This window comes from Weissella cibaria KACC 11862 (assembly GCF_000193635.1).
In the GTDB taxonomy this organism is placed as follows: Bacteria; Bacillota; Bacilli; order Lactobacillales; family Lactobacillaceae; genus Weissella; species Weissella cibaria.
The window spans coordinates 82,515-97,608 of sequence record NZ_AEKT01000004.1; the positions used below are offsets into that span (position 1 = coordinate 82,515).

The 15,094-nt window shown below is 45.6% G+C and carries 10 protein-coding genes and 2 tRNA genes; 3 read left to right on the forward strand and 9 right to left on the reverse strand.

Going from position 1 to position 15,094, the window contains the following annotated elements; translation table 11 throughout:
* Positions 1 to 12: 12 nt before the first annotated feature.
* The 7 genes from ESE_RS0100685 to ESE_RS0100715 all read right to left on the reverse strand — a co-directional run bounded on the left by ESE_RS0100685 (position 13) and on the right by ESE_RS0100715 (position 11,264).
* Positions 13 to 3,291, reverse strand: a complete 3,279-nt coding sequence (locus ESE_RS0100685; RefSeq protein WP_010369603.1) for a SpaA isopeptide-forming pilin-related protein — start codon at positions 3,289 to 3,291, stop codon at positions 13 to 15.
* Positions 3,292 to 3,752: 461 nt separating this feature from the next.
* Positions 3,753 to 5,537: an ABC transporter ATP-binding protein gene (locus tag ESE_RS0100690; RefSeq protein ID WP_010369604.1), complete on the reverse strand. Its 1,785-nt coding sequence runs from the start codon at positions 5,535 to 5,537 to the stop codon at positions 3,753 to 3,755.
* Positions 5,538 to 5,540: 3 nt separating this feature from the next.
* Complete coding sequence (locus ESE_RS0100695; protein ID WP_010369605.1) at positions 5,541 to 7,253, reverse strand: ABC transporter ATP-binding protein; 1,713 nt, start codon at positions 7,251 to 7,253, stop codon at positions 5,541 to 5,543.
* A gap of 149 nt (positions 7,254 to 7,402) precedes the next feature.
* Positions 7,403 to 8,188 carry a matrixin family metalloprotease gene (locus ESE_RS0100700; RefSeq protein WP_010369606.1) on the reverse strand — a complete coding sequence of 262 codons (786 nt, stop codon included), beginning with the start codon at positions 8,186 to 8,188 and terminating at the stop codon, positions 7,403 to 7,405.
* A gap of 47 nt (positions 8,189 to 8,235) precedes the next feature.
* The gene (locus ESE_RS0100705; RefSeq protein WP_010369607.1) at positions 8,236 to 9,285 is read right to left on the reverse strand and encodes a YdcF family protein; all 1,050 of its coding nucleotides are present in this window, start codon (positions 9,283 to 9,285) and stop codon (positions 8,236 to 8,238) included.
* Positions 9,286 to 9,295: 10 nt separating this feature from the next.
* Positions 9,296 to 10,579, reverse strand: coding sequence for a GTPase HflX (hflX, locus tag ESE_RS0100710; RefSeq protein WP_010369608.1), 1,284 nt, complete (start codon positions 10,577 to 10,579; stop codon positions 9,296 to 9,298).
* Between the two features lie 13 nt (positions 10,580 to 10,592).
* Entirely contained in the window at positions 10,593 to 11,264 is a 672-nt protein-coding gene (locus tag ESE_RS0100715) for a histidine phosphatase family protein (protein ID WP_010369609.1), read from the reverse strand.
* A gap of 240 nt (positions 11,265 to 11,504) precedes the next feature.
* Between ESE_RS0100715 and ESE_RS0100720 the strand changes: the two genes are divergently transcribed.
* Together ESE_RS0100720 and ESE_RS0100725 are read left to right on the forward strand one after the other, a co-directional pair.
* A tRNA-Glu gene (locus ESE_RS0100720) sits at positions 11,505 to 11,576 on the forward strand.
* A 29-nt stretch (positions 11,577 to 11,605) separates the two neighbouring features.
* Positions 11,606 to 11,677, forward strand: a tRNA-Glu gene (locus tag ESE_RS0100725).
* Positions 11,678 to 11,789: 112 nt separating this feature from the next.
* Here the strand turns inward: ESE_RS0100725 and ESE_RS0100730 are convergent.
* The gene (locus ESE_RS0100730) at positions 11,790 to 12,533 is read right to left on the reverse strand and encodes a CPBP family intramembrane glutamic endopeptidase (protein WP_010369610.1); all 744 of its coding nucleotides are present in this window, start codon (positions 12,531 to 12,533) and stop codon (positions 11,790 to 11,792) included.
* A gap of 162 nt (positions 12,534 to 12,695) precedes the next feature.
* On the opposite strand from ESE_RS0100730, the gene ESE_RS0100735 reads away from it, so the two are divergent.
* A complete protein-coding gene (locus tag ESE_RS0100735; protein WP_010369612.1) occupies positions 12,696 to 13,526 on the forward strand; it encodes an exodeoxyribonuclease III in 831 nt (276 codons plus the stop codon).
* Positions 13,527 to 13,660: 134 nt separating this feature from the next.
* Here the strand turns inward: ESE_RS0100735 and ESE_RS0100740 are convergent, their stop codons facing one another.
* Positions 13,661 to 14,944 carry a hypothetical protein gene (locus ESE_RS0100740; protein WP_010369613.1) on the reverse strand — a complete coding sequence of 428 codons (1,284 nt, stop codon included), beginning with the start codon at positions 14,942 to 14,944 and terminating at the stop codon, positions 13,661 to 13,663.
* Positions 14,945 to 15,094 lie beyond the last annotated feature (150 nt).

Sequence of the window (15,094 nt, forward strand, 5' to 3'; positions counted from 1 at the left end):
TACGCTAATCAATTAATCATTAAACTTACGCTTCAACGTCAATGCACCTGCTGCACCAACCAGAATCAAACCAACAATCACAAAGCCCATAATGCCCGTTCCACCCGTAACTGGGAAGATTGATTGCAGCGGTTCTTGCTTCTTGTTTTCAACCGTGAACGTCGTCGTAAAGATGTTCTTGTTTTGGTCTGGCTTAATCCATTCCGTCACTGCCCCATCCTTATCAGTCTTCACAAACAATACCTTTTCGTTCGCCAAGGCCGCCGGCACTGTTACACCAGTTTGCGTTGTGAAATCTGCTTGCTTCAAAACCTTGAAGTAAACATCTTCCGCGCGTTCGTAACCAGTTGGCACCGTCGACTCATTCAATGTGTACAACTTGTTGAACTCAAGCGTTTGACCAGTTGGCATCGTGTGCATACCAGTCGTATCATCCTTGTTCATACCAGTCTTTTGAGTCACATCCGTGAAGTATTGGAAGACCGCACCAGCCAATGGCTTGTTGTCTTGATCAACCTTCTTCACTTGGAAGACCGCCTTGATATCCAATTGGTTAGGCACGTTAGCTGTGACGCTACCGTCCTTCACATCAACATTCGTCAAAACGGCTGGATTTGTCGTTTCCTTAAATGTCGATGTGTAAGCATCCCCTGTACCATCCGCATTAGCCGTCAACTTCGCGCCAACATTGAACGTAACGTCCGTTGCCTTCACATAGCCATCTGGCGCCGTTTCGATCAATTGGTATTGACCAACCGGCAAGTTGTTCCACGTCCAGCTTGTCTCAGTCGTTGATGATGCAGCAATCGTCGTTGCCGTCGTCAACGTCTTGTAAGCTGAAATTTCAGCTGATGCAAAACTTGCAGCCGTCCAAGCTGAAGGCTCACCGACCTTCTTTAGCTCAAACTTGGCACCTGCCAAAGCAGCCCCGGCCTCGTCAACCTTGTTGATAGTAACGTTAGTCGTTGACAATGGATGTAGCTTAACCGTTACGGTGTTTGTCGTACTCTTGTACTCTGAAGCATCACTGTGCTCAGTCTTCGTGTAAACGTCAGCCGTATTATGCTTTGTCCACTCAGCAAAACCTTGCGCTACTTGCGAGTCAGTCTTTACGTCCAAACGAAGTGCGAACATATCAGAATTAAAGTCAATCGCTTGAATTCCCGCATCCGTCAATGTTGCAACGACCTTCTGACCAGCAATCGTTACCGTGTAGTCAGCTCCAAGCTTCAGTTGCTTACCCTCGGTATCATACAGCTTTACCGAATTTTGACCATCACGCAACGAAATACCATCAGGCAAGGTATCCTCGAACCGAATACCGAATGGCCGAATCAAAGAATCCGTTCCCAAATCGTAGGTTGGTTGCGTTACCCAGTATGCAAAATTAAACTTTCCGTCATCAGTAGATGTGATTGCCAAGTTCTTCTCGTGCATATTACCTGACTTTCCAGCCTTAGCATCACTAACCGCTGTTGTATATGTTGTATCATCCGTTGTCACTAACTTATGCGTTTGCGTTAGCTCTAGCGGATGCATCACGGCAGCTGAAATTGTCTGCCATGTATTACCGTCTCCCGTACGTAACGTAAAGTTGTACGCATCCCCACTAACTGGGAATTGCAACGCCGCCATTTGGAAGTTTGTACCACCTAGAGAATCTTCAAAATTACTCTCATAACCCTCAATATCCAAGTAGCTCTTGTACGATGTACCATTGACATCCGTCAAGTCATAAACACCGTGCACCGTTGAATACCAGATTCCCGCGGCATCCTTTTGCATAAAGGTATCATCAGAGTCGGTAGTTGGATCATCATACGGTTGTGCCGCCAACGTTCCTGCACCACCAAAAACAGTTTCAGCATACTTTGAATTATTAATGCCCGTTGATAGTTGATCCCATGAGAAATCAGCACCAACAGATGAGCTAGAATTTGCTGAACGCCCAAAGTTATTCAGTGAGGAGAACGTCACGTGACCATCCCCTTCATCAACATCAATTCGCTCAGCAAACTTACCATCAACCAACGTGTAGAACTGCAACTTAATATCTAACGACTCAATACCGTGATACATAACACCTGAGTACAGGTTATTCGGTACATCGATGAAATGCATATTACCTAGTTGCAAGTGGTCACCTGAAGCTGGCGTCACATTTGAGATTGTCATCGTTGCACCAATTGGATGGTGTTCCTTAGTGACTGAATCAACGTAACTACCCACGTGGTCATAAACAACCGTGAACTTGGCATTCGTCATTGCATCGCCGTCCTCAAATGAGATGGTATACGCTGACTGATTATCGCCACCCGTTTGCTCATATTGGTTGTGGTAGGTTGACCGCACATACTGCAGGCGAGTCGCATCGTTCTCATTTTCAGAACCACCAATATTGCCAGTTGCCGTCACATCTTTCTTTTGATAAATCGTAACTGGCGCCTTGTGATCGGCATCCGCCGTCGTATATACTGGTGCATTCATTGAACTCCACAATTGGAAATTATTGAAGTCAGTCTTGTTATCTGAATCTGGTGTCGTTCGAACACCACGCTCAATCAAGAAACCATCAACAATCCCCTGCTTTGTGTCAGGCAACTTCGCATAGACATCTGCAGGATCGTCAGAGCCTGGCGCTGGCAACGTCGTTTCCGGCTCATCAGGTTTTGTTTCACCCTCATCTTCACCAGTCGCAGCATCTCCCTCGTAACCAAACAAGTTCGCCTCAACCATCATCTTGGCATCATCTGGCAACAGGTTTGTCTCCGCCAACTTTGGCGCCTTAATCTTAGCACCCTGTTGCGCAGTACGCGTCAACGCTAAACCAACCGGCACCGAAACGGCACGCTTTTCATCCGTTGTTGACTTAGCCGTCAAAATCAACGAATGACCAGAACCACCATTGTAGTACAACTCGAAGCCACCCAGTTCACCAGTTTTAGCATCCCAAGACTGGCCATTAACTTTAAAGTCAGTCAATCCTTGCTTGGCTGCCGCCTCCTTATCGATTAAGAACGTCACCTCATCCTTATTTGGATAATTAGCATCCTTATCGATAAACTGGAACTTCCAAGAAACTTCGCGACCGTTCTCCCATTTCCAGTCGTTACCATCCCCAGCAGTAACGGTCAGTCGATCAGATTTATACAGCGTTTTTTCCGCCGCATAGACTGTCTTGGCTAACAAGCCCATGTTGGTCACATAAGGAACAACCAGTGCAATCAAACCGACAACCGCCCACCAGAAACGCAACCGCTTGTTGGGCAGAATACCCCGGTGTGTTTCCATAAACATCACTCCTTTTCATGCTATTTTCTGTTTCCAGCGTAATGGACCGAATATCCACTACTGCACTCTCATAGAATAGCGAAGCAATGTAGTTATCTTTTGCCGGGGTCTTAACGAAACTTTGAAGTCTTTTGAAGAATTATCCGCACCCTTCAAACCCCTTGACGATTTTGTGCATTTTCAAACAATCTTCATAAATCAAACTAATTTTCAGCAAATCCCACAACGAAAACCGTCATATTTACAATTCATAATAAGTATTTGTAAGAGGGTTGAACGTAACTTACATGGGGAAAATACATATATAGGCCGGTAGCTATCAAATCGATAGTCACCGGCCTATTTTTTATACAATGAGATTAAATCATCTCATTTTTCGAAAATTCGCTATTTTGAGATTAAATCATCCCATTTCACCAAAAAAGTCGCACCGCATAATTGCAGTACGACTTAATCATTAACTATTCAAATACCATTTGGTTTGTATACAACTCAGCGTAGAAGCCGCCTTGTGCCAACAACTCTGCGTGGCTACCTTGCTCAATGACGTTACCGTCACGCAAGACCACAATCTTATCCGCATTCAAAATCGTCTTCAAACGGTGCGCGATCACGAAACTCGTCCGACCGGCAATCACGTTATCCATCGCCTTTTGAATCTTAGCTTCTGTCACCGTATCAACGTTTGACGTCGCCTCATCCAAAATCAACAAGTCAGGCGCCGTCAAAATCGTCCGTGCGATTGACAACAATTGCTTCTGACCAGTTGAGAAGACTGAATTTTCATCAGACACTTCAGTATCGTAACCCTTTTCCAACGTCATAATAAAGTCGTGAATATTGGCTTGCTTAGCCGCATCAATCACTTCATCATCAGTTGCATCAGGCTTACCAAACGTGATGTTGTCACGAATCGTACCGGTGAACAAAACAGAATCTTGCAACACAATCCCGACGTTATCACGCAACGATTGTAGATCCATGTCACGAACGTCGATGCCGTCAAACTTAACCGCACCACCCGTTACGTCATAGAAACGGTTCAACAAATTCATGACAGTCGTCTTACCAGAACCGGTTGGTCCAACCAAGGCCACCATTTGCCCCTTATCAACTTCGATGTTGATACCATGCAAAATTTCACGATCTTCGTTATACCCAAAGTGCACATCGTCCAACACAATCTTATCTTGGACACCGTTAAACTTCACCCCATTAGCTGGGTTAATTTCATCATCTTGCTCGAAGACTTCGTTCAAACGGTGCGCACCCGTCATCGCCAATTGCAACATGTTGTAAGTTGACGTGATTTGGGTGATTGGCTGGTAGTATTGTTGTGAAAATGACACGAAGGTCACAATCAGTCCCAAACCAGCGGCACGGGCTGACAAATCACCGTTCAAGGCTTGCGTAGCACCGTAGAAAATAACGATGGCCAAATTGAACAAGCCCATTCCTTGCATCAATGGGAACAAAACACCTGACCACGTTTGACCAAGCGTTGACGCACGACGCACCTTGTCGTTGTGGGCCACAAAGCCCTTGATTGACTCTTCTTGCAAGCCGTTGGTGATAATGACCTTTTCACCATTAATCTGCTCATTAATGTAACCGTTCAAGTGACCCACTTCAGCTTGTTGCGCATCCACAAACTTCTTTGCTTGCACAATAATCAGCGCCGCCAAGATAACCGCAACTGGTGTTGAAGCAATCGTGACCCACGCCATCTTAGGGCTTTCGTTGAACATCATCCATACAACTCCAACCAGCATGGCCACTTGTGAGAACAATTGGAAGATAGCTTGGTTCATTGCATTAAAGATGTTATCCAAATCTGACGTGAAACGTGACAATACTTCACCGTCTTGGTGTGAATCAAAGTAACGAACCGTCATCCGTTGCATCTTGCCAAACAAACCCTTACGCATTTGGTTCACTGAGTTAGAAGCGACGATTGATTGAATCATGGCGTTGATAAATAGTCCCACCAACATCAACAAAACAAAGGCCGCAAACGTCCACAACGCATGGTGGAAGTCAGCCAAACTCGCTTGGCTCGCTGTCATCGGGTTCAACTTCACCATCAAATACTTTGATAGCTCTGTAATTGAACGTCCCATGTAAACTGGCGCTTTAACTTGGGCCCACGTTGCAAAAATCGTGAAGACCACAATCGCAATCATCGCCACCCAGTAGCGCTTAAAATAATGAGCAAAGAAGCGGACTGATTCAGTAATATTCTTCATCGTTTATGCCTCCTGCGCCTTTTGTGTCTTATAAATTTCTTGATAAATTGGGGATGTTTCCACCAATTCTTGGTGCGCACCTTCCGCAACCAATGCCCCATCTTCCAAAACCAAAATACGATCAGCGTTAATCACTGAAGAAATCTTTTCCGCAATGATAAATGTCGTCGTATCTTGCAATTCGTTATCAAGGGCTTCCTTAACCAACTTTTCTGACTTGGCATCCAACGCTGACGTTGAATCATCCAAAATCAAAATCTTTGGATCACCAATCACCCCACGGGCAATTGACAAACGTTGCTTTTGACCACCAGAGAAGTTTGATGAACGTTCCTCAACTACGTGTTCATACGTGTCTTCATAGCGTTCAACGAATTCAGCTGCTTGTGCAATTTGTGCTGCACGCTTCATATCTTGCTCTTGTGCATCTGGCTTACCTTGTCGCAAGTTATCTGAAATCTTACCTGAGAACAACGTTGCGCGTTGCAAAACGAATGATACCGTCTTGCGCAATGATGACTCGTTGGCATCCTTCAAATCAACTCCGCCGACCTTAACCGTTCCTTCGGTTGGGTCAAACAAACGTGGAATCAGTTGGGCCATTGATGACTTACCTGAACCCGTCGCACCGACGATACCAATCATTTCACCAGGTTGCACCTTGAATGAAATGTGCTTCAAAGTTGGCTTATCATCCCCTGGATACGTGAATGACACGTCATCAAATTCGACAGCTCCCGTCAAATCTTGTGCCGGTACATCCTTATAAACCAAATCTGACTTCGTATCCATAATTTCAGAAATACGACCCATTGACACAAATCCACGTGCCGCAAAGGTCATCATCATCCCACCAACAATAATGGCTTGCATGATAATCATCAGATAATTCGTAAACCCGGTAATTTGCGCCAACATCTTAGGCTCAGTCCCCACCATATTTCCAACGAAATAGATGGCCACAACCATCAAACCTTGCCCAATAAACATGAAGGCCGGCATGATAATTGAGAAAAGGTACCCAATTTGCAAATTAACGTGGTTCAATTCATCAGAAACATCATCAAAACGCTTCTGTTCATTACCTTCTTGGTTGAATGACTTCACGACACGAACACCTTGGAGGTTTTCCTTTGCCTTCGCATTCACTCGGTCAATCAACCCTTGAATCATCCCGAAACGCTTCCCCATGTTTCCCATGACCAGCGCTGAAACAGCACCAACCAAGATAACCATGACGACGATGATCCACCATAACTTGGGAATTGAATTAACCGCCAAGATAAAGCCACCAATAAACAGAATTGGCATACGTAGCAATGGTTGCAACATCATCATCAAAATACTTTGAATTTGTTGCACATCATTAGTCAATCGCACAACCAAGTTACCGGCTGAGAATTGCTCCACATTACCAAATGAAAATGTTTGAATCTTACGGTATGCTGCTTCACGGACATCAGACGCAATTCCTTGCGATGCACGTGCTGCAAAAATTGTATTCACAATCCCCGCAATCAAACCAATCCCCGCAATCACCAACAATTGCAACCCAATATGACGCACCTTGCTCATATTGTCATCTGAGATTGCTTGGACAATCTTAGAAAGCAATGTCGGTTGGAATAGCATCGCCATCGCCATGATAATAACCGTGATGACAGCGAGTACTAAATCGAGTTTGTACCGCTTAAAATACGGCTTTAACAAACGCATAGTTTCCCCTCCAATTAATAAATTATTTCTATCGTTAGTGAACCATTCTAACATTCTTTTTCAGTTTTTTGTCAATTTAGTTAACAAAAAATTTAAAACCATGAAAAAAGCGCAACCCAAGTGATGTACATCGGTTACGCTTTAAAAATCTATTTCAATGACGCGAAGTTTTTAGCCCGTTGTTCAGCGCTAACGACACTACGTCGAGTCAGCAATATCGTTGCTATAATCGCAATCATCACCATCCCCAGTAACCCAGCAATCAAATGATAAAAGATGCGAGGCACTTTAGCCGGAATCGCCAACCAAGCTGTCATTTGATTTGACACGTTTTGCGAATCCAACCAATTAGATGAATGGTCTGACACATCTGACAAAACTGACGGCTTCACCGTAAAGGGCAGGTTTTGCAAATCCCAACCGGTAATGCGTTGGGTAGGTCCCAAATTACGCGGATACATAATATCATGCTCATTGGTTGTATTATGCTGCAACCCCAAGGCGTGACCAAGTTCGTGTTCCCAAACCGACACCACCAAATCATGACGCTTCATGTATGCTGTTTTTGCAAACGCACGTTCAATTTCACGTTGATATAACGTAATCACGACCGTCCGCTTATCACCAAGGGTCGTCGTCTCCGTTAACCCCATCGGATCATCGGCACCAGGTGAAGCGACACCATCCGTGCTCCACATCATGGTCACATTCACCGCCTCTGGATCAGTCGGATTCCCGCTAAACAAAGTTGGCATTTGCAGCGTATTCGTCCAAATCGCCATCGCGGCTTTTGCCTCAGTCTGTTGTTTTGCCGGCAAACCCGTCATATCAACAGCATAAGTCGTTGCTGCCTCAGCAACCATCCCGTGACTACGCACCAATAACGCAACTACCAACGTGGCGATAACCAGCATCGCCCCTTTTAAAAATCGCATCCCAAAACTCTCTAATCTCTCACTATTAAATCCGTTCTTTGTCCTCTCTACTTAACAAAGAACGTGGCAATCATCATCACTACAGCAACCACAAACGCCAAGGCTGTCACTGCCATGTGTAAACGACGGTGCATGTTCAATACCGCAATGTATTCACGAATGAATGCTGGAATACGGTAATAGAATGGGGTATTACCACCTCGACCTTGGGCCAGCACGTCAAAACGGCGCGCCTGGAGGCCAGCACGGAACACGTGGTACTCACTCGTAAAGTACACAAATTCAGGATCAATCTTGCCAGTTGCCTTACTAATAATATCACGAGAAAAGCGCATATTTTCGCGCGTCGTTCGACTCTGGTCTTCCAAAAGTGTTTTATCAGCGGGATAGTTTAGTGTTGCAACGGCGTAGTCGCGCATCGCTTGGGCTTCTGAAACCTTTTCGTCGCCCCCTTTACCACCGGAAAAGACAATCGTTGGATAAACGCCCGTTGCGTCAAAACGACGTTGCGCGGCATCGGTTGCCGCCTTAATTCGGTTACCCAACAACTTACCAACGGTTTCACCATTCACTAGACCAGCGCCCAAGACAACATAGTAATCAGACTCACGCTTACGTGTCACTGCCGCGTAGACAATCGCTGATACCAAGAAAATGACGAAAATTAACATGAAGTAAAGTTCCATCACCCGGGCAAAAATAAACAGGGCTGCCAACCATGCCGGTGCATGTTGCATCATGGCGTCAATCATGTTGAAAATCATCAAGCCCAAGAACAACAATGGCAGCAATAAGTTTGGTAACGTGTGGTGCTCTTTACGCCAGACTTGCCATGAGTAATAAACCACAGCTAAGTCGAAGAAAACGGATAGGAACAAGAAAATCGCCAAGAACAAGGCAAAAATCATCGCAAAGGCGAAGATTCCCGTACCGCCAAGTTGCACCAAAATCATCGTAATCGAGATGGCGGCGAAAAAGAGCGTAAATAACGTCCAAACCCCAAGCCACATCGACCGCGGATCCGCGTTAATCACACGCCACAACGCATACCCGCTTAAGACAAATAACAATAACGCAATTAGTGTAACAAATAGCATAAAGCCTCCCTTAATCTACGACATAGGCCGCAAATCGGGCCGCTTGCACTGGTGTTAGCGTGACATCCATCATCGTGCCAGCTTCCACATAATCAATGCTGTGCACTGATGCTTGTTCATTCAATTCACTGACCAATTGTCCCTGCTCGAAAGGAATCAAAACCTTTGTTTGGACGTGGTCTGAATAGATGTGTTGCCGAATGACCTCAATCAACATATCCAACGACGCATCATCTTGTGCCGACAACGTCAAAGTATCCCCATCACGATCTGGGAATGACATACCTTCAATCTTATCGGCCTTGTTATAAATCGTAATCATTGGAATATCACCAACACCGATTTCCTTCAACGTCTTGGCCGTTGTCGACATCATTTCCTTGTAGTTTTCATCTGCATAGTCGACCACTTGAAGTAGCAAGTCAGCTTGTGCCGCTTCCGCCAACGTGGCGCGGAACGCCGCCACCAAGCCGTGCGGCAACTTTGACACGAATCCAACCGTATCTGACAACAAGAAGTTTTGATTGTCCGGCAAGTTCAACTTACGCACTGACGTCTCCAACGTGGCAAACAACATGTCTGCTTGGAAGACCGTCTTATCTTGGTTCTCACCATAGCGACGCACCAAACCGTTCATAATCGTTGACTTACCGGCGTTGGTATACCCAACCAAGGCCACGTTCTTGATACTTTCCTTCTCACGACGGGCGCGACGAGTTTGATCGTCAGCTTCCACATCCTTCAATTCCTGACGCAAGAGTGAAATTTGGTGTTCAATGTGACGACGATTCGTTTCAAGCTTCGTTTCACCGGCACCACGGCTGGTAAAGCTACCCCCGCCACCACCAGTTTGCTGATCCAAACGGACATTCATCGACGTACGCAAACGTGGCAACTGGTATTGTAACTGGGCAATCGCAACTTGCAACTTGGCAACCTTCGTCTTAGCACGTGATGCGAAGATATCCAGAATCAAAGCCGTGCGGTCCATAATCCCCGCCCCAGTACCTGATTCCAAATTACGAATCTGTGAAGGTGACAATTCATCATTCGTCACCACCATATCGGCTTCGTAATATTCTACGGCTTCCTTCAGTTCTTCAACTTTACCCTTACCAAAATATGTTGCCGCATTTGGACGCTCAAGCTTCTGCGTCACCGTACCCACAACTTCCATATAATTTGCTTCTGCCAAATTAGCCAGCTCAATCATTTCATAATCGAACTCAGCATTTTGACGATCCAAGCCAGCAAGAATAACCTTGCGGACTGGATGTAACTCATTTTCTATCATAGCCATTTTTCTTTTACCAATTCGTTGTCGTGTCGTTATACGCCTTCAACTTCATATCATCATCTGAGACTTCCCAGACTGAAATTGAACCGTTCAACGGCTTTGTCTTTGCTGTTTCGTGAGAATCGTACTTATAAACCAAATTGCGGATTAACGTTCCGTGGGCCACGACCAAAACATTTTGCCCATCGCGGACGTTACGGCGTAAGATATCCAGCCCCTTATCGGCACGCGCCCAGAATGTTGCCGCATCTTCAGCGTCGTGGGTTGGATCCGCTTCCTTGAAAGCATCCATGACCTCATCTTGCGTTAGTTGCGCCATCAAGTCACCGTACGATTCAATGTTTTCTAGTCCAATAATACCCGCGATTTGCTCAGCACTTTGCGCACTTGGCAATCCCTCAAAGAAACCGAAGAATTGCTCGCGGAATTGTTGCAATTGCTCTGGCGTTTTCAAATCACCACTTTGTGTGTTGCGACCTAGAATAAATTCAGCGGTGTGAATAGCCCGTTGTAGGTCTGATGAGTACGCGGCGTCAAACCGGACATTGCTGAGTCGCTCACCAGCCGCAAAGCCGTCAGAAATACCTTTATCCGTCAAAGGGGCATTTCCCCAACCTTGCATCCGTTGATATTTATTGAAGTACGTTTCACCGTGACGTACCAAGTACATATTAAATGACATTAATTGAACCTCTTTTCGGTTTGTTAGACGATTGTTAGTCTAGCTGCAGCCTACTAAATGACGATAATCTAGCAGGCTACGCATCCCCTTACTAATACCTATTATTGTACCATTTATGTAACAAGGACCGCATTTTTCAAGGCAGGGCGTTTAATTGAATTTTGTTAGGAAAAAGTGTTGACTTTGGCCATTGATATCTGTATAGTTATGTATTGTTGTTAAGCAACAGATGATATTCATGGCCCAATGGTCAAGTGGTTAAGACGTCGCGTTCTCAGCGCGGAATCCAGGGTTCGATTCCCTGTTGGGCTATTTCAGCTCAATGCTATTGATATCATCATGGCCCAATGGTCAAGTGGTTAAGACGTCGCGTTCTCAGCGCGGAATCCAGGGTTCGATTCCCTGTTGGGCTATCACTTGTAAAAGCACGTAAGTTTCGGCTTGCGTGCTTTTATTTTTGCCATTAAACCCTTTCAAACAAATTACCCCCGCGACACAACTGCCGCGGGGGTTATTTCATTTAACTTATTTACCAAAGAACATCGTAATAATGACACTAAAAATCATTAGCAACGAGATGCTACCGTTGTAAACCATGTGTGTCATGATGTTTTGCCAGATGTTGCGGCCACCCCAGATGTAAACCAGTTGCAACCAAACACCCATCACAATGTACATGATCAATGAACTCCAGTGACCGTTAACGTTGTTGATGTGCACCACACCAAACATGATGTTGGCGAAAATTGAGATCAATACGTATACCCACTTTGCCTTGTTGCGGAATGGTTCCGTAATGGCGTGGTGGAAAACGATTTCCTCGTAGAATGGTGCAAACAAACCAACAATTGCTGACAAGAACGTTGGTGCAACGTCACTAAATGACAACGCGCTTGCACCACTGTACTTAATCGCAAAGTCCCCCGTATCCAAGAACCCAGTCAACGCCTTCGTTAATGGCACTAGCACACCCATCATAATAATGCCGGCTAGCAATGCCCACATGACATTCTTAACCCAGTGCTGACGCCAAATCTGCCAGTCCCGACGCAAAATACCGTCCGACCAGTAGAAAATCGACACTAACAACAAGATTGTTGCTGGCACTAACGCCGCAATCGAAGCCGACCACGTTGCCAATCCAGTCGTTGATTGCGCATTTCCTGTCAACTTTAACATCCAGCCCCCGATTGGACCGAATACCATCAGTGGGAAGATAACAATCGCACTCACCCACTTTACCCAATTAAACTTCTCTGACTTAGCCATTTTAAATCTCCTACCAGTTATCCCATTTCTATTTTCAATATTCTATAACGTATAGTATTGTTCTGCAACACATTTGTCACATTTCTTTTTTGCATGTCAGTACGCGTCGGTGCCACTTTCACGATACAATAGATTTATCAGATAAAAGGAACGGTGACCGCAATGAAATTCATTTCATGGAACATTGATAGTGTAAATGCTGCTGTTGAGCATAAATCAGCCCGTGGCGAGATGACTTGGCAGGTACTGCAAGACATCGCTGCTGAGCAACCCGACGTCTTGGCTATCCAAGAAACTAAGTTAAAAGCAACTGGCTTAACCAAGAAACAAGCAACCGCGCTCGATGAACTTTTCCCAGGCTATCACCGCTACCTACGGATGAGCACTGGTCGTTCTGGCTACTCAGGTACGATGATGCTGTCAAAAGTTGAACCAATTGCCGTTGAGATGCCCGTTATCGGTGCCCCGGATGAAATGGACATCGAAGGGCGTATCATTACCCTTGAATTCGAAAACACGTATGTTTCAACGGTTTATACGCCAAATTCAGGCAGCAATTTGGATCGACTAACCGACCGGCAAGCCTGGGATGACGCCTACCGCGCCTACATCGCTGACTTGGATGCTAAGAAGCCGGTTATCTTCTCAGGTGACTTTAACGTTGCCCACCAAGAAATCGACTTGAAGAACCCCAAGACCAACCACAAGAGTGCCGGCTTCACTGACGAAGAACGTGAGAAGTTCGGTTTGCTACTTGATGCTGGCTTCACCGATACCTTCCGTTACCTAAATCCTGACCAAACCGGTGTTTATACCTGGTGGGCTCAGATTTCAAAAACCTCAAAGATTAACAATTCTGGTTGGCGCATTGACTACTACCTAGCGTCAAACCGATTGAACGACCAATTGGCAACCTTCAGCGTTGTCGACACCGGCGCACGTCAAGATCACGCCCCAATTAAATTGGAAATGACTGACGATTTCACGCTTTAAACCAAAAGAGACACAGTGCATGCCATCAAGCTAATGCACTGTGTCTCTTTTGGTTTATTAACCCTTAAATTCGGAAGTATACTTCCGAAACTGCGTTAAAAAACACGTTTTCCGGATTATACTTCCGATTTTATTTATCGATTAACTATTTCTGCCGTCAACACCTCGACGTACGTTCGTAAGGTGCCATCTGAATTTGCATAGATTGCCACACCCACATCCACATTACCAGGTGTTAGTAAGCCCATCTTATGCGATGCGCCTTGTTGATACGATGAGGTGCCATCATAACCGGCTGCTTGCCCATCATCGCCAAATTGCAAAATTGCATCTTGGGCCAACGCCTGTAATTGTGCATCACTCGTCAAATCGGTTACGTGCCAGACGTCTGATGACGTACCTGCAACACTACCAAACGACAACGTATCCTTCTGATCAGCGGTGCCACCATAATTCACGGCTGCAATATGCTGAATTGTCGAACCATCACCATTGGTTTCTTCACTACCATGGTTGTAGTAGCGTACTTGCCCATTGCCTAAATCTTCAACCGGCATCGTGCCAAACAGATTATTAAAATTGGCATGCGGATTAGCCTCAAACGCTTCTGGCTCACGCAACGCCCAGCGGCTCTCCTGCTTCGCCAAATTCAACGCCATTTCGGACGTTTGCGCCGGCGCCACGCCATACCGTGCGCGATAATCGTTCAAGGCCGCCAATGCATAAGGCTGTAACTTTGCCAATGTCGCATCGGCCAACAATTGATTAGGCCCATTCGTGACAGTGACTGGCGCAGTTGTCTGACTTGCGCTACTTGCTGACACTGATGACGGCGTTGCACTTGTAACTGATGACGCCACCGATTGTGAAACCGATTCACTCACTTGTGATGCAGCTGAAGACTGACGACTCATTGCTGTCGATGCTTCAGCGCGATGCAAGCGATAAGTGATGGTCTCAGACCCCTTCACCGTAATCGTATCACCCGGGTTTTGGTGATACCCCTGTTGTTGATAAGTCGGCAAAATCAATTTAGCGCCATACGTTGAACGATACTCTCGTACTTTAACCTCATTACCAGTAATATCATCAAGATACCGCACCTTGATCGTGTATGTTTCAGGCAAATACTTAAATGTAATGACCGTCTTTTGGCCCACCGTCTTTTCAATTGCTTTGGGCATTTGGTAGCCCGTCGCAACGACTGGCTTAAACCGTTCATGTGCCCCAATTGGTACTAATTTTTCCGTTTGTGGTTGAATCGCTTTATTTGTACGAATATCGACATAGCGAATTTTAACTTCGGTCTTTTTCTTTTCTGAGGCGAACTCCGGCACCAATCCACTCGAACTGGCCAAAGCGCCACCCCCAAGTACTAAGGATAGTGCCGTCAATCCGACGACACGCCAATTTTTCAAAACGCCCCTCCTTTCAGCTTGTTAACGTTGTGTATTAAGTTAAGTATAGCTGGGGGCGTTTCATGGTCGCAAACAATAACCCTCGCACATAAAAACGCCCCAGGTTCATGGCTGCGGACCTGGGGCGTTTTGTCATTATTTAGATAGTGT

What these genes read in the sequence shown, in the direction of transcription:
- ESE_RS0100715 (WP_010369609.1), bottom strand. Translation starts at nt 11,264, where the DNA reads ATGTCATTTAATATGTACTTGGTACGTCACGGTGAAACGTACTTCAAT.
- ESE_RS0100735 (WP_010369612.1), top strand. Translation starts at nt 12,696, where the DNA reads ATGAAATTCATTTCATGGAACATTGATAGTGTAAATGCTGCTGTTGAG.
- ESE_RS0100690 (WP_010369604.1), bottom strand. Translation starts at nt 5,537, where the DNA reads ATGAAGAATATTACTGAATCAGTCCGCTTCTTTGCTCATTATTTTAAG.
- ESE_RS0100705 (WP_010369607.1), bottom strand. Translation starts at nt 9,285, where the DNA reads ATGCTATTTGTTACACTAATTGCGTTATTGTTATTTGTCTTAAGCGGG.
- ESE_RS0100695 (WP_010369605.1), bottom strand. Translation starts at nt 7,253, where the DNA reads ATGCGTTTGTTAAAGCCGTATTTTAAGCGGTACAAACTCGATTTAGTA.
- ESE_RS0100685 (WP_010369603.1), bottom strand. Translation starts at nt 3,291, where the DNA reads ATGGAAACACACCGGGGTATTCTGCCCAACAAGCGGTTGCGTTTCTGG.
- ESE_RS0100700 (WP_010369606.1), bottom strand. Translation starts at nt 8,188, where the DNA reads ATGCGATTTTTAAAAGGGGCGATGCTGGTTATCGCCACGTTGGTAGTT.
- hflX (WP_010369608.1), bottom strand. Translation starts at nt 10,579, where the DNA reads ATGATAGAAAATGAGTTACATCCAGTCCGCAAGGTTATTCTTGCTGGC.
- ESE_RS0100730 (WP_010369610.1), bottom strand. Translation starts at nt 12,533, where the DNA reads ATGGCTAAGTCAGAGAAGTTTAATTGGGTAAAGTGGGTGAGTGCGATT.